15 protein-coding genes are annotated in these 22,486 nt (G+C 72.8%); 11 read left to right on the plus strand and 4 right to left on the minus strand.

The annotated features are described in order from the left end of the window. Positions 1–128 precede the first annotated feature (128 nt). The 8 genes from ACFV88_RS20945 (at position 129) to ACFV88_RS20980 (ending at position 11,887) form a co-directional block, all read left to right on the plus strand. The gene (locus tag ACFV88_RS20945; RefSeq protein WP_385493174.1) at positions 129–1,322 is read left to right on the plus strand and encodes an argininosuccinate synthase; all 1,194 of its coding nucleotides are present in this window, start codon (positions 129–131) and stop codon (positions 1,320–1,322) included. Positions 1,323–1,503: 181 nt separating this feature from the next. Next, positions 1,504–2,967 (plus strand): argininosuccinate lyase, encoded by a 1,464-nt coding sequence (argH, locus tag ACFV88_RS20950; RefSeq protein WP_385493175.1) that lies wholly within the window; start codon positions 1,504–1,506, stop codon positions 2,965–2,967. Positions 2,968–3,160: 193 nt separating this feature from the next. Continuing rightward, positions 3,161–3,712 (plus strand): TetR/AcrR family transcriptional regulator, encoded by a 552-nt coding sequence (locus ACFV88_RS20955; protein WP_385493176.1) that lies wholly within the window; start codon positions 3,161–3,163, stop codon positions 3,710–3,712. Beyond that, positions 3,709–5,280 carry an MFS transporter gene (locus tag ACFV88_RS20960; protein WP_385493177.1) on the plus strand — a complete coding sequence of 524 codons (1,572 nt, stop codon included), beginning with the start codon at positions 3,709–3,711 and terminating at the stop codon, positions 5,278–5,280. The genes ACFV88_RS20955 and ACFV88_RS20960 overlap by 4 nt, the downstream gene beginning before the upstream one ends. 492 nt (positions 5,281–5,772) lie before the next feature. Continuing rightward, positions 5,773–7,194, plus strand: coding sequence for a hypothetical protein (locus tag ACFV88_RS20965; RefSeq protein WP_385493178.1), 1,422 nt, complete (start codon positions 5,773–5,775; stop codon positions 7,192–7,194). 18 nt (positions 7,195–7,212) lie between these two features. Further along, positions 7,213–8,115, plus strand: a complete 903-nt coding sequence (locus ACFV88_RS20970) for a hypothetical protein (RefSeq protein ID WP_385493180.1) — start codon at positions 7,213–7,215, stop codon at positions 8,113–8,115. Between the two features lie 71 nt (positions 8,116–8,186). After that, positions 8,187–9,263, plus strand: coding sequence for a hypothetical protein (locus tag ACFV88_RS20975; protein ID WP_385493181.1), 1,077 nt, complete (start codon positions 8,187–8,189; stop codon positions 9,261–9,263). A gap of 35 nt (positions 9,264–9,298) precedes the next feature. Next, a complete protein-coding gene (locus ACFV88_RS20980) occupies positions 9,299–11,887 on the plus strand; it encodes a hypothetical protein (protein ID WP_385493182.1) in 2,589 nt (862 codons plus the stop codon). Here the strand turns inward: ACFV88_RS20980 and ACFV88_RS20985 are convergent. From ACFV88_RS20985 to ACFV88_RS20995, 3 genes are all read right to left on the minus strand, one after another. Then, positions 11,838–12,857: a hypothetical protein gene (locus ACFV88_RS20985; protein WP_385493183.1), complete on the minus strand. Its 1,020-nt coding sequence runs from the start codon at positions 12,855–12,857 to the stop codon at positions 11,838–11,840. The genes ACFV88_RS20980 and ACFV88_RS20985 overlap by 50 nt on opposite strands. A 123-nt stretch (positions 12,858–12,980) precedes the next feature. Beyond that, complete coding sequence (gene fxsT / locus ACFV88_RS20990) at positions 12,981–16,712, minus strand: FxSxx-COOH system tetratricopeptide repeat protein (RefSeq protein ID WP_385493185.1); 3,732 nt, start codon at positions 16,710–16,712, stop codon at positions 12,981–12,983. Between the two features lie 102 nt (positions 16,713–16,814). Next, positions 16,815–16,997 (minus strand): hypothetical protein, encoded by a 183-nt coding sequence (locus ACFV88_RS20995; RefSeq protein WP_385493186.1) that lies wholly within the window; start codon positions 16,995–16,997, stop codon positions 16,815–16,817. A gap of 491 nt (positions 16,998–17,488) precedes the next feature. On the opposite strand from ACFV88_RS20995, the gene ACFV88_RS21000 reads away from it, so the two are divergent. Beyond that, the gene (locus ACFV88_RS21000) at positions 17,489–18,805 is read left to right on the plus strand and encodes an FxsB family cyclophane-forming radical SAM/SPASM peptide maturase (RefSeq protein ID WP_385493187.1); all 1,317 of its coding nucleotides are present in this window, start codon (positions 17,489–17,491) and stop codon (positions 18,803–18,805) included. After that, positions 18,802–20,175 carry an HEXXH motif domain-containing protein gene (locus tag ACFV88_RS21005; protein ID WP_385493189.1) on the plus strand — a complete coding sequence of 458 codons (1,374 nt, stop codon included), beginning with the start codon at positions 18,802–18,804 and terminating at the stop codon, positions 20,173–20,175. The genes ACFV88_RS21000 and ACFV88_RS21005 overlap by 4 nt, the downstream gene beginning before the upstream one ends. A gap of 14 nt (positions 20,176–20,189) precedes the next feature. Here ACFV88_RS21005 and ACFV88_RS21010 read toward each other — a convergent pair whose 3' ends face one another. After that, positions 20,190–20,819 (minus strand): lysophospholipid acyltransferase family protein, encoded by a 630-nt coding sequence (locus ACFV88_RS21010; RefSeq protein ID WP_385493244.1) that lies wholly within the window; start codon positions 20,817–20,819, stop codon positions 20,190–20,192. A gap of 360 nt (positions 20,820–21,179) precedes the next feature. Here ACFV88_RS21010 and ACFV88_RS21015 point away from each other — a divergent pair, with 360 nt between their 5' ends. Further along, positions 21,180–22,412 carry a glycerophosphodiester phosphodiesterase gene (locus tag ACFV88_RS21015; RefSeq protein WP_385493190.1) on the plus strand — a complete coding sequence of 411 codons (1,233 nt, stop codon included), beginning with the start codon at positions 21,180–21,182 and terminating at the stop codon, positions 22,410–22,412. Positions 22,413–22,486: the final 74 nt, after the last annotated feature.

Consider the following 22,486-nt stretch of genomic DNA (forward strand, 5'->3'; position numbering starts at 1 on the left):
GGCCGTCCGGGCGGGCCCGATGGTCAGGTCCGCGTCATCGATGGCGTGATCCCGTTCCCGGCGTTGACGAAACATGCAGAGAACTGCATACTCATGCATGTCAGCGAATGCACTGTGAGGAGAAACCCGTGACCGAGCGCGTCGTACTCGCCTATTCGGGCGGCCTTGACACCTCCGTCGCCATCGGTTGGATCGCCGAGGAGACGGGCGCCGAGGTCATCGCCGTCGCCGTGGACGTCGGTCAGGGCGGTGAGGACCTGGACGTCATCCGCAAGCGCGCGCTCGCCTGCGGTGCCGTGGAAGCCGAGGTCGCGGACGCCCGGGACGAGTTCGCCGACGAGTACTGCCTCCCGGCGATCAAGGCCAACGCCCTCTACATGGACCGCTACCCGCTGGTCTCCGCCCTCTCCCGGCCGGCCATCGTCAAGCACCTGGTCGCCGCGGCCCACAAGCACGGCGCCACCACCGTCGCCCACGGCTGCACCGGCAAGGGCAACGACCAGGTCCGCTTCGAGGCCGGCATCCAGGCCCTCGGCCCCGACCTCAAGTGCATCGCCCCGGTCCGCGACTACGCGATGACCCGGGACAAGGCCATCGCCTTCTGCGAGGAGAAGAACCTCCCGATCGCGACCACCAAGAAGTCCCCGTACTCCATCGACCAGAACGTCTTCGGGCGCGCGGTCGAGACGGGCTTCCTGGAGGACATCTGGAACGCCCCGATCGAGGACATCTACGAGTACACGCAGAACCCGGCGCTGCCCCGCGAGGCCGACGAGGTCCTGATCTCCTTCAAGGAGGGCGTGCCCGTCGCGATCGACGGCAAGCCCGTCACCGTCCTCCAGGCCATCCAGCAGCTCAACGAGCGTGCGGGCGCCCAGGGCATCGGCCGGATCGACATCGTCGAGGACCGCCTCGTCGGCATCAAGTCCCGCGAGGTGTACGAGGCGCCGGGCGCGATCGCCCTGATCACCGCCCACCAGGAGCTGGAGAACGTCACCGTCGAGCGCGAGCTCGCCCGCTACAAGCGCCAGGTCGAGCAGCGCTGGGGCGAGCTGGTCTACGACGGCCTGTGGTTCTCGCCGCTCAAGCGCGCCCTGGACGGTTTCATCAACGAGGCCAACCAGCACGTCACCGGCGACGTCCGACTGACCCTGCACGGCGGACGGGCCGTCGTCACGGGACGCCGCTCCCCGGAGTCGCTGTACGACTTCAACCTCGCCACCTACGACTCCGGCGACACCTTCGACCAGTCCAAGGCGCAGGGCTTCATCGACATCTTCGCGCTGTCCGCGAAGATCGCCGCCAAGCGCGACCTGGTCTGAACCCCGCCGCCCGGCGCGAGCCGTGCGGAACCCGGCGCGAAGGGCACTCCGGTCCGCCGCCGCCCAGTAACGTGCACGCCGCCTCCTCGCCGTCCGGGCCGGGAGGCGGTGGCGCATCACGACCACCGGTCCGCACGAGCGGCCCCGCACCACCCGTCGCAAGAGCCAAGGAGCAAGTGCAGTGAGCAGCAACAGCGGTGACGTCCGGCTCTGGGGCGCGCGGTTCGCCGACGGTCCCGCCGAGGCCCTGGCGAAACTCTCCGCCTCCGTCCACTTCGACTGGCGGCTCGCCCCGTACGACATCGCCGGCTCCCGCGCCCACGCCCGGGTCCTGCACTCCGCGGGCCTCCTCAGCGACGACGAACGGGAGCGGATGCTCGCCGGACTCGACCGGCTGGAGGCCGCCGTCGCGGACGGTTCCTTCACCGGGACCGTCGCGGACGAGGACGTGCACACCGCGCTGGAGCGGGGGCTCCTGGAGCGGCTCGGCCCCGACCTCGGCGGCAAGCTGCGCGCGGGACGGTCCCGCAACGACCAGATCGCCACCCTGTTCCGCATGTACCTGCGCGACCACGCCCGGATCATCGGAGGGCTCCTCGCGGACCTCCAGGAGGCGCTGGTCTCCCTCGCCGAGGCGCACGCCGACGTGGCGATGCCGGGCCGTACGCACCTCCAGCACGCCCAGCCGGTGCTCTTCTCCCACCACGTACTGGCCCACGTCCAGGCGCTGTCCCGGGACGCCGAGCGGCTGCGCCAGTGGGACGAGCGCACGGCCGTCTCCCCGTACGGCTCCGGGGCGCTCGCCGGGTCCTCGCTCGGGCTCGACCCGCTGGCCGTCGCCCGGGACCTCGGTTTCGAAGGCGGTTCGGTGGCCAACTCCATCGACGGCACGGCCTCCCGGGACTTCGCGGCGGAGTTCGCCTTCATCACCGCGATGATCGGCGTCGACCTCTCCCGGATCGCCGAGGAGGTCATCATCTGGAACACGAAGGAGTTCTCCTTCGTCACCCTGCACGACGCGTTCTCCACCGGCTCGTCGATCATGCCGCAGAAGAAGAACCCCGACATCGCGGAGTTGGCGCGCGGCAAGAGCGGGCGGCTGATCGGCAATCTGACCGGGCTGCTCGCCACGTTGAAGGCGCTGCCCCTCGCCTACAACCGTGACCTCCAGGAGGACAAGGAGCCGGTCTTCGACTCCTGCGACCAGTTGGAGGTGCTGCTCCCGGCGTTCACCGGGATGATGGCGACCCTCACGGTCAACCGGGAGCGGATGGCCGAGTTGGCACCCGCCGGGTTCTCGCTGGCCACCGACGTCGCCGAGTGGCTGGTCAAGCGCGGGGTGCCGTTCCGGGTGGCCCACGAGGTCGCGGGCGAGTGCGTCAAGGAGTGCGAGGCCCGGGGGATCGAGCTGGACCAGCTGACCGACGAGCAGTTCGCGAAGATCTCCCCGCACCTGACGCCCGAGGTGCGCTCGGTGCTGGACGTGGCCGGTGCGCTCGCGGCGCGCAACGCCCGGGGCGGCACCGCGCCGTCCGCGGTGGCGCTGCAACTCGTCGAGGTGAAGTTCGACCTCGCGGTGCAGCGTTCCTGGGCGACGCCCGAGGTGTCCGCCGGTAGCGAGCAGTCCGCCGGCGCCGGGGAGTAGTCCGCCGCCAGCCGTCCGACCCCAGGGGCCCGCCGATCCGGCGGGCCCCTCGTCGTGCAGGTCCAGCGGTGCAGCGGTCCAGCTGTGTCGCGGTGCACCGGTGTCGCGGTACAGCGGCCCGGTACGTGCAGATGATCGATACGTTCATGTTCAGAATGAGACATCGATGTCTCATGTGGGTTATGGTTGTCTCATGGCCGTAGATCGAGAAGCAGTCCTGCGCAGTGCTGCCGCGCTGCTCACCCGGAAAGCCACCGCCACCATGGACGAGGTGGCGAAGGCCGCCGGGATCAGCCGGGCGACCCTGCACCGACACTTCGCGGGTCGCGACGCCCTGATCCGGGCCCTGGAGGACCTCGGTCTGCGCGAGTGCGAAGCCGCCCTCGACGAGGCCAGGCTCCACGAAGGCACCGCCGAAGCGGCCTTCCGACGGCTGGTCACCGCCTCCGAACCCTCGGCCGGCCTGATCGCCTTCCTGGTCACCGAGAACCAGCTGTTCGAGGGCGAGGGCGTGAACGAGGGCTGGGACCGCCTCGACCGCCGGATCGAGGAACTGTTCCGCCGGGGCCAGGAGGACGGCGAGTTCCGGATCGACCTGAGCGCCGCCTGGCTCACCGACGCGTTCTACGGCCTCGTCAGCGCCGCCGCCTGGGCCATCTCCAGCGGACGGGCCGCCGCCAACGACTACCACCCCATGCTCGTCGAGATGATGCTCGGCGGCGTACGACGGAGAGTGACCCCATGATCAGCGAGAACCGGCCCGCCACCGGGTCGGAGGAAGTCGAGCGTCGGCCCGGGAGGTGGATCGCCCTCGCCGTTCTGGTCCTCGCCGTGCTGCTCGTCGCGGTCGACGCGACGGTGCTGGGCCTGGCGACGCCCTACATCAGTGAGGACCTGGGCCCCACGGGCAACCAGCTGCTGTGGATCGGTGACGTCTACTCGTTCGTCATCGCCGGTCTCCTGGTCTCGATGGGTAGCCTCGGCGACCGCATCGGCCGCAAGAAGCTGCTGCTCATCGGCGCCAGCGCCTTCGGCGCGGTGTCCGTGCTCAATGCGTACGCCACCTCCCCCGAGCTGCTGATCCTCGCCCGGGCGCTGCTCGGTGTCGCCGGCGCCACCCTGATGCCGTCCACCCTGGCCCTGATCCGCAACCTCTTCCACGACCCGCGCGAGCGCAGCCTCGCCATCGGCATCTGGGGCGCCACCGCCTCGGCCGGCGCCGCCCTCGGCCCGGTCGTCGGTGGATTCCTGCTCGAACACTTCTGGTGGGGCTCGGTCTTCCTGATCAACCTGCCCGTGATGGCGGTACTGGTCCTGGTCGGCATCAAGCTGCTGCCCGAGTCCCGCAACCCCGAACCGGGCCCGTGGGACATGACCAGCGTGGTCCTGTCCCTGGTCGGCATGATCGGTGTCGTCTACGCGATCAAGGAGGCCGCCTCCCACGGACCGTCGGCCGGCGCGGCCGGCGCCGCGGTGGTCGGGGCGCTCGCCCTGTTCCTCTTCGTCCGGCGCCAGTTGTCGCTGCCGTCACCGCTGCTGGACATGCGGCTCTTCCAGCACCGGGGCTTCTCCGGGGCGGTCCTCGCGGACCTGCTGACCATCCTCGGCATGGCCGGCACGGTCTTCTTCCTGTCGCAGTTCCTGCAACTCGTCCAGGGCCGGCGTCCGCTGGAAGCCGGCCTCGCCGAACTGCCCGCCGCGATCGGCGCGGTGATCGCCGGCCTGATCGCCGGAACCATGGCGCGCCGCTACTCGGTGCGCGCCGTGGTGAGCGGGGGACTCGCCGCGATCGGACTGGGGCTCGCCGCGCTGACGGCCCTCAGCCAGTCCACCGGCTACCCGGTGCTCGGTGTGGTGCTCCTGGTCGTCGGCGCGGGCGCGGGCTTCGCGTTCAGCGTCACCGCGGACGTCATCCTCTCCAGCGTCCCCAAGGAACGCGCGGGTTCCGCCTCGGCGGTCTCCGAAACCGCCTACGAACTCGGCGCCGCCCTCGGCATCGCCCTGCTCGGCTCGATCCTGACCGGTGTCTACCGGGGCTTCCCCATCCCCGCCGACACCCCGCCCGAGATCGCCGCCGCGGCCCAGGAGTCCCTGGGCGGTGCCGTCGACGTGGCGCGGGCCCTGCCGCCGTCCGAGGCGGACGCCCTGGTGTCGGCAGCGCAGTCGGCCTTCGTGGACGGCATGCAACTCGCCGCCGGCATCGGAGCCGTGGTGCTCCTCGTCACCGCGGTGGCCGCCTGGTTCATGCTCCGCGGTCAGCAACTGGAGGGCGCCCCCGCCGACGAACCGGCGAAGGCGCCGGCACACGCCTGATCGGCACACAACCGCCCCGTCACTCGGGCGGGTGACACCGGGCCGGCTCCCGCACGGGAGCCGGCCCGGTGTCCTGTCCCCGCAGCCGAAACGCCCGCAGCCGAAACGCCCGGGGGCGCACGCCAGCGAAGCCGTCCGGCCCGTGACCCGCCACGCGCCGGACGCAGGCCGTGGTGGGCTCCGGCGGTCGGCCGCCGTGGCCCCGGCGCCCCTTGAGAATCGCGGGCCCAGGGGGCATGTTGGAACGGGGCGACGCCGGGGGAGGCGACAGCGTGACGCGCAAGCGGGGGAAGTTGCGGAAGCCGGGCGTGGCGCATCCCGGGTGCGGCATGATGAGGCGCCCGCACCGACGGCGTCCGCTCCCGACCGGCCGCGGGTCGGCACCGCCCGACCCGCCCGGCGCGTTCCCGTTCCGGACCCGTCCCACGGGTTCCACGGGTACGGGCTGATCCGGTACGACCGCATCGTGCACGAGGAACGGGGGAACCACTCGTGAGGAAGCGCCTCTTACGCCGCGTGGAACCGCGCGCCCTGCCCGGGGTCCTCCTGGCCGCGTCCGGTGCCGTGGCCGTCGGGGTCGCCACCGGACACCTCATCGGGTCCCGTGCGCTCACCGAAGCGTCCTGGTACCCACTGCTCGCCGGACTCCTCCTCGCCCTCGGCCTCTACGGCAGCACCCACGAGATCGACCTCCGGGAGGTCCGCCGCGACCTGCGGGCCCTCGTCCTCACCGTGACCCTGGGCGTCCTGCTCAAGTCGGCCCTCATCGCGGGCGTCATGGTCGCCGCCTTCCAGGAACCGGAGTACCTGGTCCTCGGCATCGCCGTCGCCCAGATCGACCCGCTGTCGGTGGCCGCGATGAGCCGCAGCAGTCGCATGTCGCCGCGGGCCAAGAACCTGCTCTCCGTCTGGGCGTCCTTCGACGACCCGGTGACCGTCCTGCTCACCCTCTACTTCTCCGTCCTCGCCTTCCGCCTCTCCGGCCGCTCGGGATCCCCGGGCACCGGGCCGGTCGGGGACGGGGCGGGCGCCTACGCGGCCAGCCTCGGCGGGAACCTGCTGCTGCTCGCCGCCGCCGTGGGCCTGTGGTACCTCCCCGGACTGCTGTGGCGCCGCGCCCTGGACCGCGCACGCGCCCGGTCCGGACGGCCACCCGCCCCGAAGGGGCGGGCGACCCCCGCACCGTTCCCGGGACTCCCCGGCCTGCGGGACCTGCTCTGCCTGTTCCTCGTCACCGCGGTGCTGGTGGTGGCCGCCCAGACCATGCTCATGCTCGCCGTCGCCGTCCTCGGCCTCGTCGTCCGCACCGGCCGCCACACTGCCCTGATCAACCACGCGGTCTCGGTCGCGTTCGTCCTCGCCGCGCTGGTCCTCGGACTGCTCCTCGCGGGCGGCGTCTCCCCGTGGCGCGGCCTGGCCCTCGGCCTCGCGGCGTTCGCAGCGCAGGCCCTGATCGGGCTGCTCGTCGCGCCGTTGCTCTTCCGCGGGCTGAACCGGTCCGACCGGGTCCACCTCGGGCTCGGCCAGCAGAACGGCATCACCGCGATCATCCTCGCCCTCGCCCTGGAACCCGACTTCCCGGGCACGGTGGCCATCGTCGGACCGGCCATCCTCACCATCAACACCCTGCACTACGCGTCCAACCGCGGCTGGCACGCCCACCGGGACCGCGTTGACCGACGCGCCCCCCACGGGCCCCCGCCCGAGCACCAGCGCACCGCACGGCCGGGTACCGACGACGAACCGCTGGAACACCCGACCGGCCCGCCCCCGTCCGACCCCGCCGACCCGCACCGCACGCGCGTGGTCCACCGGTCGGCCACCGACGGGCACGGCACGGACCGGACGGTCACCCCCGCGCCCCCGGACCCGCCCGCCCCCACCCTGCCGGCCAGCGACACCGCGCGGCCCTGACCGGACGGGAACCCCCTGATGAACCTGGGCGCACGCACCGCCGTCGCCACCCTGCTCCTGGCCGGCGCCGCCCTCGCCCTGACACCCCCGCAGACCGCCCGCGCCGACGGCCGCGAAGACGACCTGCACCGCGTCTACTGCCTGACCGACGAGCGCCGGGCGGACGTCGTCGAAGCCGCCGTGCGGCTCGGCGTCGCCACCGCCGTGCCCGGGGAAGCCGAAGAGCTGCGCACCGGTCCGGGCACCGACGGCGAAGTCACCGTCGAACAGTGGGCGGACCGACGGCCGGGCGACTTCCGACGGGTGTGCCGGACGGTCATGGCGGCCCGCGGGGACGCCCCCGACAAGGGCGGCGGCGACAGCCCCGGGGCGCTGGGCACCGGACTGCTGCTCGCGGCCGTCGCCGCCGTGTTCACCCTGCTGGGCAGCGCGGTCGAACGGGGCGCCACCTACCGTCGACAGCGCGACGAGGCCCTGGCCGCCGCGGTGCACGCCTACTCCTACGCCGCCGAGTCGTACCTCGCCGGCTGGCAGACCGGGGCGGCCACCCCGCACGAGGAGGTGGCCCGCTGCCGAGCGGAACTCGCCACCGCGCTCCGCGGGCTGCGGGACACCGGGAGCCGCCGCCGGCACGCCCAGCGCCTCGCCGTGGACCTCCCGCTGTCCGATGCACCGGCCACCTCGGTGCGCGCCGGCGCCGGGGGCTTCCATCCGCTCGGCGCTCAGGAGTTGCGGGCCGAGGCCACCCGGCAGCGCGGACTCCTCGCCGATGCGGTGGCCGGTGTCGAGGGGGTGAACGCCTCGTTCCCCGTGTGGCACCTGCGCCGCACCGGCCGGGGCGCACTGCGCCTGCGGTCAGCCGGGGCGCGTGCGCTACGACGGCGCTGGGGACGATCCGAAGGAGGGGGTGACGGCCGATGAGTCCGTACGAGGAGCCGGAACACCGGCGTCCGCCGCAGGACGGGGAGTCGTTCAACCCCTTCGGGGTACCCGTGACCTACGAGCGCCCCGGACGCCGCGACCTGGTCCGCTGGGAAGCGGACGCCCCGCTCACCCCCTGGTGGATCCGGGGACACGCGGACCTGTGGGTGCCGGTCGACCACACCGAGGCACTGTTCAAGCACTTCGTGGAACGGGGACCGGACCCGGTGGTGTTGGCCGACGCCGGCAACCACGGGCACGTCGTGGTCGCCAGCGGTGCCGCGGGCACCGGAAAGACCTCGTTGATCAACCGGTGCGTGGACGACCTGGCCAGGCGGCTCGCCCCGACCACGGCGGGGCTGCCCCCCGACGGGCCGTCCGACGGGGGACAGAGCGGCGCCGGGCCGTCACCGGGCGCTTCGGGGCTCTGGCTACCGCGGGACGGCTATCCGGGCGTGGAGATAATCGCCGTGGGCGGATTCCGCAACGCCGACAACGGATTCAGCAGGCGCAACGGCCGCCGAAGCGGTGTCGACGAACTCAACCGGAAGATCGCCGACCGTGTATTGGAAAGGCTCAGGGCCGACGAGGAATTCTGGCAGGGTTTCGACGAGCGTCGCACGCAGGCCGATGATCTGTCCTACCTCTATGAGGACATCAGCCGCCGACTCAACTTCGTCCGCCGCATTCTTCTGATCATCGTGCCCGATATGAGATGGCTGGACTCCGGATTGACGACGCAGTTCGTCAGCAGTTTCCACAGCTGGGCCCAACCGTCCATTGTCTTCTTCCTGGAGACCTCGCACACCACGCTCCGGGAAGAGCTGAAGGAAGAGTTCGAGGGTGTGCACCAACCCCACCTCACCCTCCTGGAGTTGGGGTCGGTGAACGCCGAGGACTGGGATGTGTTCATTACACGCCGTACAGTGGTGGATGGACTTCCGGGGGACAGCATTACCTTTGCGGAGGAAGTCATTCAGAACCGCCCAGGGCGGCATCTGTACAGAAATGTCAGACAACTACAGGGATTCCTGTACGACATGTCGGACGAGGCGATTCGGAATCGGGAAGCGGCGGTGAGGATGAATCGGCTGCTCCGCTTCGCCGAACGCCGGGACTCGGACGATCTGCCGGACCTGGAGTTCTGAAGCCGACCGCACGGCCCCCCGGGAGGACCACCGAGATGAGTCAGACCGACACCTTCCTGCGCAACGACAACCCCTTTCCCTTCAGCCCGGTCGTGCAGTTGGGCGGGTTCGCCGACGCGGTGCGCATGGGCGTCCGACCGCCCAAGCGGTACCCGACGATCGTCACGGACGAGCTGACCCGGCTGCGCCGCCAGGTCGCGGACTACCTCGAACGCCCCGGACCCGGCGGTGACCTCGGCCGGGCGGTGGCCCTGGTCGGGGACTTCGGAGTCGGCAAGAGCCATATGGCGCGCGAGGTGACCGCGGCGATCCGGGCCGACGCCTCGGTCCCGCTGTGGGTGATCAACCAGCCGACCCTCGACCTCGCGGTTGTCTACCGCAACCGCATGTTGAGCCTGCGCGACGACACCGAGGCCCGCATCGCGTTCGAACGGGTGGTGTCCGCGTACTACGCCAACGTGGTGGTGGAACTCCTGCGCAGCTCGGACGCGGCCGAACTCCACATCGGGCCCCAGCACCAGGCCGTGATCGCCGGACTGAGCGACGGCACCTTTGACCCGCGCAAGGTCATCCAGGCGTTCGGGATCGACAAGGAACTGATGCACCGCCATCTGCGCGAACACCTGCGGGTGGCCGTCGACCACCGCAAGTTCGCCGTGGGGCTCTCCCTGCTCCTGGAGGGGGACTTCAAACGGGAGGTGTGGGACTGGCTGACCGCGGAGGAGCCCAGCCAGGCCCTGCGCGACCGGGGCATCGGGGGCGCCATCGACAGCACCGAGGCGGTGTTCGACGCGCTCTGCGTGTTCAGCTTCCTCCACGGCCGCGTCGGACAGCGCTACGTGCTGGTCGTCGATGCGCTGGAAACCGTCCTCAGCTGGCCCCGGCGCGACCGCAGCGAGTTCATGAACGGCTTCGAGAAACTCGTCAACACCTATGTCAACCAGGACGGGCTGCTGGTCATGTGCATCCAGCCCGAGCCCTGGAGCCGGATGCCCCAGGGGCTGCACGAGCGGGTGCTCCAGATCTGGCCCACCGGACTCGACGGGACCGAGACGGCCCGGCTGATCAGCGGCTACCTACGGGTCAGCGGTGTGCACGACCAGCCGACCGCCACCGACCGCCCGGGCGAGGACCCGCAGTCGGGGTCCGGGGCCGCCCGCGCCCTGGACGACGCGGCGGACAGCGTGCCCACCGAACCCGCCGACTACCAGACCGTGGTACCGCCCACCGACGACGACACCGGAGACGTCGTCACGGCGCCCTTCGCTCCCGACGCCGTCGCGGAGGTCGCCGAGCTGTCGAACGGCGTGCCCCGGGAGATCCTGAAGATCTGCCGCCAGGCGTGGCAACTCGCCCGGGACGCCCTCGCCGCCCGGATCGCCGCCACCGCCACCCCACCGGACAGCGCGACCGGCCCACCGGGCGCCGGTGAAGCCCCCACCGACGCGGCGGACGCAGCCGTCGACACCGACGCGGCCGACAGCGAGACCCTCGTGGACGTGGCCCGGGTCCACGAGGCCGTCCGCCACATGTACGAACAGCGGGCCGGGGCCGACGTCCTGCGCACCGTCGAACGCTCCCTCGCCCAGGGCCAGTGGCGGCGCGAGGCCCAGCCCCCGGAGTTGGGCGACCCGCCGCTTCCCGGCACCCGGGAGATCGCCTACTGGGTACGGGTGGGAGCCGGTGCCGTCCTCGGCGTGCTGCCCTCCCGCTCCGTACTGGAGGCGCACGACGTCGAACGGATCGGCCGCGTGACCCGCGCCGCGCACGGTGCCTTCCCCCGCGGGGAGTGCGAGATCCTCGTCGTCGCCAACGGCTACGTCTCCCGGAGGATGCGCGACCGCATCGCGGAGACCACCCGCACCGCGCCCGTGGTCGTCACCGACACCGGGTTCAGCGAACACCTCGACCACGCCGTGGAGGTGTTGGCCCGACGGCTGGAGTCCGCCCAACGCGAGAGCACCCTCGACCAGGTGCGGGCCCGCCTCGGTCGGGTCACCGCACAGCAGACCGGCACCCTGGAGCGCATCGAACAACTCGACTCCCGCCTCGAACGATTGGCCCTGACCCCGGACCGGCGTCCCGCCGCGGACCCGCTCCGCGACGAACTCCCGCAGCCCGTGCGGCGGCTGTTCGCCGAGGCCGCCGAAGCCCTCGACCTGCTCATGGGGGAACCCACGGACCTGAGGCGCTCGCTCGGTGTGGACGCCGCCGGCATGGCCCCGCCGGACGGTCGCCCCGAGCGCGTCACCTTCTCCGCCCCGCAGTTCCAGGCGATCGGCGTCACCACCCTCGTACGGATGCTGCTCCGGGCCTTCCGTGAGGGCGTCGGCGACTGGCTCACCACCGTCGCCGGCGGGGACGGCGAACCCACCGACGACGAGCGCAACAGCCTCTTCGTGCTGTGCCGCAGCTTCGAGATCACCGTGGAGGTGCTGCCCGAGATCAGGCCGGAGACCCTGCCGCCCGGCCCCGCCGACCCCGACCGCGGCACCCGGGAACTGCGCAGCAGTCAGGTCGCCGAGGTCCTGAGCAGCCTGGCCGAACGCGTGCAGTCGGCCGTGCTCGGGCTCGTCACCAACGGACGGAACGGGGGCGCGGCACCTTCCGCGGCAGCTCACTGAGCACCTCGCGCAGCCGCCGCTCGGCGTTGCCCACCTCGTGCTGATCGAGGGTGACCCCGCACACGAAGTCACCGCTGCGCCCCCCGGGCAGCCAGTGGAAGTAGACCGCCCCCTCCTCCACGTCCAACACCAACCGGTTCATCGGCTCCCGGCTCACCAGCTGGAGCATGTCCCGCAGCCGGGCGATGTCGTCGCGCAACTGGTCGGCCACGTCCCGGTACTTGCGGCGCCGCGCCGACGGTTTGATGTTCAGGAACCGCTTGCCTATCCGGCTGTCGTCGAACGCGTCGCCCACGCAGGCCAGGTGCCAGTTCTCGTAGTACGCCAGGTACTGGAGGTCCACCGGGTTCAGATGGCGCTGCCACACCCCGCGCAGCCGCGCCACCAACGGCTCGTCCACCCGGCTGCCGGCGGTGAAGTGCAGTTCCTGGGAACCGTCCGGACAGTGGTACGGCTGCTCGGGCACCCCGCCGGGGTTCTCCGCCGACCGGTTCAGCACGTGGACCCGGATGTCGGTCACCAGTTCGTTGAGGGTGCGGTCCACGGCGTCCACGCCGTCCCCGCGCAGGGTGATGCCCACGATGTGCTGCTGCTCCTTGACCCGGCCGCAGTACAGTCCGCCCGTCGGGGTGGCCACCACCGTCCGCATCAGCGCACCGGTGAGCAGCGGCCCGAGCGCCTTGTCGAAGGTCTCCATGCTCAGCACCAGTTGGTGACCGGGGCGACTCTCCACGTCGATCGGTAGGTCCAGTTCCCGGCCGCCGGGCAGCGGCGGGGCGTCGGCGGGACGGATGACGAAGTCGACGACGCCGTTGTTGAAGTAGCTGAGCGACCGCAGTGCGGCGCACCCCGCCACCGCCCTCGTGCAGCGGTCGCTGATCTCCTCGAACGGCGCCCGGCGCCAGTGCTCCGCGTACAGCGGGACGAGTTCGGCGCTCTGCCGTTCGTCCGGTCGGTGGTCCCCACTCACGTGCCGTCACTCCCTCGTGCCGTCGCGTTCCCGTCCGCCGCCCCGCTCGCGCGCCGGACGCCCCCCTGCCCCGTCGTGTCGCGTTCCCGTGCCGCTCCCCACCCGGATTCCGGGCCGCCCGCGTCAGACACCGGGCAGCTCCAGGTCGACGTCCCCGCGCCGCACTCCGGGCGCGGGCCGGCCCGTGTCCAGGTGGGCGCGGGTGTCCACCAGGTTGGCGGCGATCAGCGCGCGGGAGGGGTGCTGGGTCATGCGCAGTTCCTCGAAGCCGTTCAGGGCCTGTTCCTCCAGCCACTCCGCGTCGTCGTAGGCGCCGTCCGCGACGAGCGTCCCGGCGAGCCCGGAAGCGGCGGCCAGGGTCCACGGGTGGGTGGCGCCGAGCCGGGCCTCCAGCCGTCGGTACGCATGGCCGCCCCACTCCAGTGCGACGGCCACCCGCCCCGCCTCGCGCTCGTGCACGGCGTGCCGGATGCGTGCCAGATGGGTGTACGGGTGGTCCGTGCCCATGCTGCCGTCCAGGGCCTTCAGACACAGTGCGGACTGCTCCAACGCCTCCTCCTGGCGACCGAGGGCGTGCAGGTCGCTGGCGAAGCTGAACCGGGTGCGCACGGTGACGGGACTCGACGACCCGAACAGCCGCAGGCACTCCCGCAGGACCCGGCCGTCGCGTTCCCAGGCACCCGTCGGATTGCCGAGCCGCCGTTCGCACACCGCGAGCCCGGTCTCCACCCGCGCCATCTCCGAGTAGGGGACGCCCGTCCCCGCCTCCCCGCTCTTGCGGCTCACGAACTGCTTGAGCAGGTCGTACGACTCCCGGTCCTGCCCGAGTGCCCGTTGGGCGGCGGCCAGGGGCACCAGGACCGTCCAGGCGGCGGGGTCGTCGGGCCCGCCGATGGCCCGCCGCCGGTTCAACTGGCCCTGGAGCCGGTCGAGGGCGGAGGCCACATTGCCCATCAGCGCCTCGCACAGGGCGAGGTTGTGTTCGGCCTGGGCGGTGGTCCGGTGGTCCGGGCCGAGGAGTTCCCGCATCCGCTGGTAGACGTGGTTGCCCTGGGTGAGGGCGTCCGCGAAGTGCCCGTCGGCGCGGAGTAGGGCCCCGTACGCGTCCGCGGAGAGCAGGGTCCGCGGGTGGTTCACGCCGAACGCGGAGCGGTAGCCGCGCAGGGCGATCCGTGCGTGTCGGGACGCCTCCGCGTACTCGCCGAGGACGCGCAGCGCCGACGCCATCACCGTGTGCAGCCGTAGGTACTCCGCGGAGGGCTCGTCCTCCTGCCAGTGCTTGTGGGCTCGGCCGCCCAGTTCCAGGACCTCCCGCAGCCGCAGCTCGTCACGGGTCCTCGCGAGGTTCCCCAGGTGCTCGTTGAGTCGCTGGCGGACCTCGGGGCGCGGGTCCTCCCAGATCCGCAGCGCGGTGAGCTGGCGGGCCTGCTGGTCGCTGAACTCGGCGAGGGCCCGCCCGCGGGGCTCCACCTGGGTGAACCCGGCGACCACGGCCCGCAGTTCGTGTTCGCGCTGCTGGCGCTCGGCGGCGCTCATCCGCTCCAACACCGCGTCGCGCAGCACCTGGTGCTGGCGGACCGGGCGCTCCTGCCGGGCGAAGTCGACCTCGATCAGGCCGTAGCGGGCCATCGCCCACAGGGCCACGTCGACCATCAGGTCATCACTGATCGCGGTGTCCGGTGTGTCGCCGTTCACGTCGGCGGTGCGCCGGGCGAGCGCCGCCTGCATCTGCGGGGACCGCAACAGTTGCAGGCTGGCGCCGGGGCCGGTGAGCAGGGCGCAGCACTCCAGCAGCCAGCGGGTGACGGTGCTGTCGCCGCGTTCGTGCCCCCACGCCTCCGAACCGGGGGACTGGCGCAGCGCGCGCAGCGCCACCTCCAGCACCACCCGGGACGGGGAGACCTCCTTGTGCAGGGTCAGCAGCTCCTGCTGTTGGGACACGAACGCGTCCGCGAACTCGGCGACGGCCTTGTCGACGGCGTCCTTGCGGGGCCGGTTCAAGGAGGTCAGCAGGGCCGCGCGCACCTCCACCCAGGCCGCGGCCAGCTTGACCCGCAGCGGAACGTGCGCGACGGTCCGGCTGAGCCGTTCGGCGTGCTCCGTGGTCAGGCCCCGCACCCGGGTGGTCAACAGGGCCCGGCTCTCCACCTCCGAGAAGGCGGGCACGTCCAGTTGGTGCGGTACGGACAGCCCGACCGAGCGGCGGGCGGTGAGCAGCACGTGGCCGCCGTCGCCGCCGCGCGGAACCAGATGGGTGTCGAACAGGATCTCCGGGTCCCGCACATCGTCGTAGATCAGCAGCCAGGGACCCACGGCGGCGGAACGCAGGTGTTCGATCACCCGGCGGGGTACGTCCCCGACGGTGGGCACCCCGAGGCGTTCGGCGAGCCGGGTGAGGCTGCGCCGGGCCGCCCCCGCGCTGTCCGCGCGCACCCACCACACCACCTCGTGGTCGCCGGGGAAGCGGTGGCAGTACTCCAGGGCGAGTTGGCTCTTGCCGATGCCGGGCGACCCGCTCAGCACACCGTGGCCCCGGGCCCGTTCCGCGGCGGCCAGCATCGACCTGATCCCCTCGAAGACCTCGTCCCGACCGACGAAGTCCGGGTTGCGCGGGTGCAGGTTGTTGCACGGCGGCAGCTTCGGGAACCGGCTCAGTGCCACCGGGAGTTCGCCCGCCGGCGGTAGGTGCAGTCCGCGCCGCAGCCGTAGCAGGGCCTCCGGTTCGGTCAGTCGGCGCAGCACGATCTGCTCGTGGTGGGACAGCCCGCGCGGCAGGGGCTCCTCGTCGACGAGCACCATGCGGACGTCGGGGTGGGACAGGGTGGCGAGCAGGTCCGTCTGTTCCGGGGCCACCCCGAGCGGGGACAGCGCCACCAGCATCCCGCCGGGGAGCGGTGGTTCGCCCTTGTAGAGCCCGTAGCCGAAGCGGCGCACCCGCACCCCCCGGGCCTGGAGTTGGGTCTCGATCCACTCCGCCCAGGCCAGGTGCCGGGGCGTGTGCAGCAGGGTGACCCGGCGCAGGTCCATGGGTCGGGTCCGGGAGAGTTCGTCGGCGAGCCGGAGGAAACCGGGACGCAGTCCTTCGCCGCCCGCCACCGGGTCGCCGCCGCCACTCGCCGAGGGCCGTTCCTCGTACACGGCGAGGGTGTCGGACTGGGTGTAGAGCGGGTCGTAGGGGAACTCGACGTAGTGGGCGCCTGCTCCGTCGCTGAACCCCTCGAAGGAGTCCCGGATGAGGGCGCGGGCGATGCGGAGCTGGTCATGGGTCCGGCTGTCCGCCTTGAGCCCGACGGCCAGTACCCCCAGCCGTCCGGTGGCCCGTTTGCGCAGTGCGCGGGCGAGGGCCGCCGCGCTCTCGATGAGCCAGGAGTTGAGGGTGAAGCAGACGGCGAGGACGTGCGGCAGGGGCGCGAGGACGGCCCGGTCGTCGGCGGACCGCGGGACGGGCGCGTCGATGAGCACGTCGTCGTACTCCGCGAAGGAGGCGCGGCCCGCCGCCGTGCCGCCCTGCCGCACCGGGAGGTCGGCGAGGTCGGTCGGGCGCCGCGCGCTGATCAGGTCCAGCCGGACCGGCCGCCCCTGCGGGGCGAGGGACCACACGGTGGGCCGGGGCAGGTCGGTGCCGGGCACGCGGTCCTGGGCCGGTGGCGTCTCGCACCGGTGCCCGGGCAGCGCACCGAGGTAGCGGGCGGCTCCGATCCCGGCGGCGCCGTGATCGACCACCAGCACCCGGCGGCCGGCCTCCGCGAGGATCAGCGCGGTGTTGAGGACCGTCGTGGTCTGCCCGATGTTCTCGGCCGGGGAACAGAACAGGGTGACGCGTGGGCGGATGTCGTTGTCGGCCTCAACTGCCATGGGGGTCGCTCCACTTCTGGGCTGCCGAACCCGGGTCCTCCCCGCTCGGCTCGGACGCGGCCCCGGAGGGACCGGCGCCTGCCGGGTCCGCCGGCCGGGACGCTACAGGGAATCCTGGTACTGGGAGGCGAACATGCGGTCCGGGGTCCGCACGGCCTCGTGGAGTCTGCGCAGGGCGCAGCCGAGGGCGGAGTCGGGTAGCTCCGACACCGTCTCGAAGGGCAGTTCGGCGAGGTCCACCAACAGGGATTCGAGGTCGTCTAGCACCTCGGCCGGATCGGCCATGTGGGGATCGTCCACCCTTCTCGTCTGCGGGACGGCCCGTGCCGCGGGACTGGTGGTGCGGGGCGGTACGCGTACGGATGCGCGTCGCGTACCGGTGGGGTGCGGTGGAGCGGGTGTGCGGGTGCGTGGCTGTGCGGGGTGCTGGACGGGCGGACGCACGCAAGGCCATCGTAGCCATCCGCGCAGTCAGCGACCAGGTTTCGGCATCTCGGGGCACCCTTGAGCGAGCCGCCGCCGCAGGAGCTCCCGAGCCCGGTGGCGGCTGCGCCCGGGCGGCGCCGAGGCCCCCGTCGGCCGGTGCGGACGTCGCCCGAGCAAATGCCCCGGGCGGACCGCCGGCGACCCGGCGGGCCAGTGGTGGGGCGGCAACGGGACAGGGCGGCCGATTCGCCTTCTTGACGATTGCGAGGGCCGCTGAAAATACTGAGTGGGCTTTCTGTGCTTCGGTCGGAGCACGGCCCGGCACGACCGTCCTGAGGGGTGCACGCACCGTGCGCGACGCGAATCCGGCCCGGTCCGACGAACCGGGGGCGAGGGGGACCCGGGTGCGGGACGCGGCCGTCGTCACCGGTGCCGCTCCCGACGCTCACGCCCCGGCGGTCCCCTTCCACTCCTTCATCCTCAAGATCCACAGCCGTTGTGACCTCGCCTGCGACTACTGCTACATGTACGAGGGGGCCGACCAGAGTTGGCGCGGCCAGCCGAGGACGATGGCACCCGCGGTGCTCGACCGCACGGCCGCCCGGATCGCCGAACACGCCACCACCCACGGCCTGTCCGCGGTGAAGGTCGTCCTGCACGGCGGTGAACCCCTGCTGATGGGCCCCGCCGGGCTGGGCCGCGCGGTCCGCTCCCTGCGTCGGGCCCTCGACGCGGTCCCGGTGCCGCGCGTCGACATCGCGGTGCAGACCAACGGCCTCGGCCTGGACGAGCGGTACCTGGAGCTCTTCGCCGAACTGGACGTCCACGTCGGCGTCAGCCTCGACGGCGACGCGGCCGGCCACGACCGGCACCGGCGCCGGGCGAACGGCCGCGGCAGCCACACCGAGGTCGCCGCCGCCCTGCGGCGCCTCACCGAGGGGCCCCACCGGCACCTGTTCGGCGGGCTGCTGTGCGTCATCGACCCGCGCAACGACCCGCTGGCCACCTACCGACACCTGCTGGGCTACGCGCCGCCCGTCATCGACTTCCTGCTGCCCCACGGGAACTGGTCCCAGCCCCCACCGGGCCGCCTTCCCGGCTCCCCGGCCACGCCCTACGCCGACTGGCTGGCCGCGGTGTTCGACGTGTGGTTCGACGCGCCCGTGCGGGAGACCCGGATCAGACTGCTCGACGACCTGGTCGCCCTGCTGCTGGGCGGCCGGGCCGAGACGGAAGGGCTCGGGCTCGCCCCCGTCGGTTACGTCGTGGTGGAGACCGACGGGGCCATCGGCCGGGACGCGACCCTGCGCACCACCTACCCCGGCGCCATCAGCACCGGACTGCACGTCCTGCGCGACCCCTTCGACCGCGCCCTGCACCCCACCGGGAGCCGCCCGCCCCCCGGTGTCCCCGCCCCCGCCCCTGCCGCCGTGCCGGGTCCCGGGCTCGCCGGGCTGTCGGCGACCTGCCGGGCCTGCCCGCTGCACCGCGTCTGCGGCGGCGGCCACGTCACCCACCGCTACCGCGCCGACGGCACGCACTTCGCCAACCCCAGCGTCTACTGTCCCGACCTCGCCTCCCTCATCGCCCACGTCGGCCGTCGACTGAACCAGGACCTGGGACGGCTGCTGGCCCGTCCGGCACCGGCTCCGACGGGGGCGGCATGAGCACCCCCCGACACCGGATGGGCGGAGCGCTCTTCGACCGGATCGCCCTCGGCGGCGGTGGGCCGGAGGCCGTCGAACTGCTGCGCCGCGGTCAGTACAGCCGTCGACTGCTCCTGGTCCGCGAGGTGGTGGCGCACGCCGAGCGGCACGGCGGGCCGACCGCGCGGACCGTCCGCGACGCCTGGTCGCTGCTGGCCGCGGTGCACCGGGCGGCCCCCGGGGCGGTACGGGAGACGCTCACCCACCCCTCCCTCGGGCCGGCCCAACTACGCGCCCTCAACGCCCTGCTGGACCCGGCCGCCGACGGTGGCGGCGGCCCGGACCGGCTGCTCGCCGCCGCCGCGGTGGCGGCCCTGCGGGCGGGGCTGTCCACCGAGGTGTCGCTCCCGCTGCGGCACGGCCGGGTGCTGCTGCCCTCCCTCGGCGCGGCCCAGTTCGGGGACGCCTCCCCCGGGCAGTCGGCGCGGGTGCGCACCGGCCCGCGCGGGGCGACCGTGACCGTCGCGGGCCGCAGCGTGAGCGTCCACGTGACGGTGCCGGGCACCCCGACCCCCGAACCGCCGGCCGACCCGGAGCCCGGCGGCACGGGCTGGCTCGCCCTCCACCCCCTCGCCGCATCGGTCGGGGGCCCGCCGTTGGTCCTCGACGACCTCGACCCGGACTGCTTCCCCGCCTCCCGGGGAACCGGCCGGCTGGCCCCCGGGGAACGGGCCCACTGGCAGCGGACGTTCACCGCTGCCTGGCAACTGCTGCACCGCGTCCATCCGCAGCCGCTGGCGGAGGTGGCGGCCGTGTTCCGGGCCGTCGTCCCGGTGCTCGCACCCGACTCCCGCGATCTGAGCGGAAGTTCCAACGAGACCTTCGGGTGCACCGGCATGTCCGCGCCGCGCTCGGCGCTCGGCCTCGCGGTGGACCTGGTCCACGAGGCCCAGCACAACAAGCTCGCCGCCCTCACCCACCTCTTCGACCTCGTTGACGAGCGCCCCGGGGAACTCTTCTACGCCCCCTGGCGGGACGACCCCCGTCCGCTCGTCGGTCTGCTGCACGGTGTGTACGCGCACCTCGGCGTCGCCCGGTTCTGGCTGAGACAGCTCGAAGCCGCCGCGGAACCGGAGGCACGGCACCGCGCCTGGATCGAGTTCGCCCGCTGGCGGGACGTCACCCGGGAGGCCAACGCGACCCTGCTCGGGAGCGGCCGACTGACCGCCGTCGGCGCCCGGTTCGTCCGGCGGACGGGGGAGGCCCTGACCGCGTTGGAGGCCCACCGGGTGCCGGCCCCGGCGGCGGCCCGCGCCGCCGAGCTGGCCCGGGCCCACCGGGGCCGCTGGAGCCGCCGTCACGCCGGCCCCCTGCGGTCCACCCGGCCGTAGCCGCCCGCGTGCGGTTACGCGGCCTTCGCCTTGGTGGCGTACACGTCCACGTACTCCTGCCCCGACAGCTGCATGACCTCCGTCATCACCGAGTCGGTGACGGCCCGCAGCACGTACCGGTCGCGGTCCATGCCCTCGTAGCGGGAGAACTCCATCGGCGCGCCGAACCGGACGGTGACCTTGCCCGGGTGCGGGATGCCCCGGCCGCCGGGCTGGAGCTTGTCGGTGCCGATCATGGCGAACGGCACCACGGGCGCCCCGGTCATCAGGGTGAGCCGGGCGATGCCCGTGCGGCCCCGGTACAACCGGCCGTCGGGGGAGCGGGTGCCCTCCGGGTAGATGCCGAACACCCGGCCGTCCTCCAGGATGCGGCGACCCGTCATCAGGGCGGCCACCCCGCCCCGGCCGCCGTCGCGGTCCACCGGAACCATGCCGACGCCCGTGAAGAACCAGGCCATCAGACGGCCCTTGAGCCCCTTGCCCGTGACGTACTCGTCCTTGCCGATGAAGACCACCTGACGGTCACAGACGAGCGGCAGGATCATCGAGTCGATGAAGGTCAGGTGATTGCCCGCCAGGATGACCGGTCCCGTGCCCGGAACGTTCTGAGCGCCCTCCACCCGGAGCCGGAAGATCAGGCGCATGATCGGTCCGAGCACTGCCTTGATGAGCGCAAAACGGGACAACGGGCCCTCCGGGGTCGGGATTCTTGGGTGCGCCGGTCACGGAATCCGCGAGCAGTCCGTGCAGGTGAAGGACGATACTCGCGCGTCACCGGCCCGTGCACATCGGGTTTACGAAATGGTCACGCGGTGTCGATCAAACGTAACGCAGGGTCCTCCGGTCGGCGGGGGTGCGCCACGGGCCGTACCGCTTCCGTCCGGCCGGCGTTCAACCGCGGGTCCCTCGACGGTCACCGTCCCGCTCCTACGCTCGGCACCGCACGCGACGGCCACGCACACGGGACGGGCGCACCGAAGGGCGCCCGTCGGAGGGAGCACGCGATGGGTACCCGAGAACGAGCCGCGGACGCACCGCGCCCGGACGGCACCGAACGGCCGCACACCACGGCTGGTGCGGGAGGGCCCGGCGCGGGGCGCGCCGCTCCCCGTCGGCGGGCGCTCCTCGGCGCGGCGGCTGCGGGAACGGCGGCCGCGGGAACGGTGCTCGCCCTGGGGGCGCCCGCCTCGGCCGCCCGGCGAACGGGCGGGGGAGGCGGCGTCGAACTCCCCGTACCCACCGTCATCGCCCACCGGGGCGCCAGCGGTCACCGGCCCGAACACACCCTCGGCGCCTACCAGTTCGCCGTCGACCTGGGCGCCCACGTGGTGGAGCAGGACATCGTCCCCACCCGGGACGGCCATCTGGTGTGCCGTCACGAGAACGACATCACCGCAACCACCGACGTGGCGGACCACCCCGAGTTCGCGGACCGCCGCACGACCAAGACCATCGACGGCACCCGGATCACCGGCTGGTTCACCGAGGACTTCACGCTCGCCGAACTGAGGACGTTGCGCGCCGCGGAACGCATCCCGGCGAACCGGCCGCACAACACCCTCTACGACGGCCGGTGGCGGGTGCCCACCCTGGAGGAAGTGCTCCAGTGGGCCGACCGCACGGGCCGCCGGCGCGACGCACCCGTCTGGCTGCACATCGAGACCAAACACCCCACCTACTTCCGCGGCATCGGCCTCGGGCTGGAGGAACGGCTCGCCCGCTTGCTGCGCCGGTACGGTCGCCACCGCAGCGACGCGCCCGCCTTCGTCCAGTCCTTCGAGCCGAGCAGCGTCCGGCGGTTGGCCCGGCTCGTGGACACTCCCGGGGTCGTCCTGCTGTCCACCGCCGGATCGCGGCCGTGGGACTTCGTGGTCGGGGGCGACCCCCGCACCACCGCCGACCTGGTCACCCCGTCGGGACTGGACTGGATCGCCGCCTACGCGCGGGGCATCGGCCCCACCCTCGACCTGGTGATCCCCCGGGACGCGGCGGGACGGCTCACCAGGCCGACGGCCCTCGTCGCCGACGCCCACCGCGCCGGACTGCTCCTGCACCCCTACACCCTGCGCAACGAGAACCCCTTCCTCCCCGCCGAGTTCCGCAGGGGCACCGCACCGGACGGCTACGGCGACGCCTTCGGCGCCTTCCGCCGGTACTTCGAGACCGGTATCGACGGGATCTTCACCGACCACCCCGACACCGCCCTGTTGGCCCGCGCCGACTTCGTCAACCGCTGAGCCGTCGGCCCCCGTGCGACTGAATCGGCGCCGCACCGGCAACCCGGACCGGGCCGGCGACGTCCCTGGTCCAC

This window comes from Streptomyces sp. NPDC059816, from assembly GCF_042732055.1.
Classification (GTDB): Bacteria; Actinomycetota; Actinomycetes; order Streptomycetales; family Streptomycetaceae; genus Streptomyces.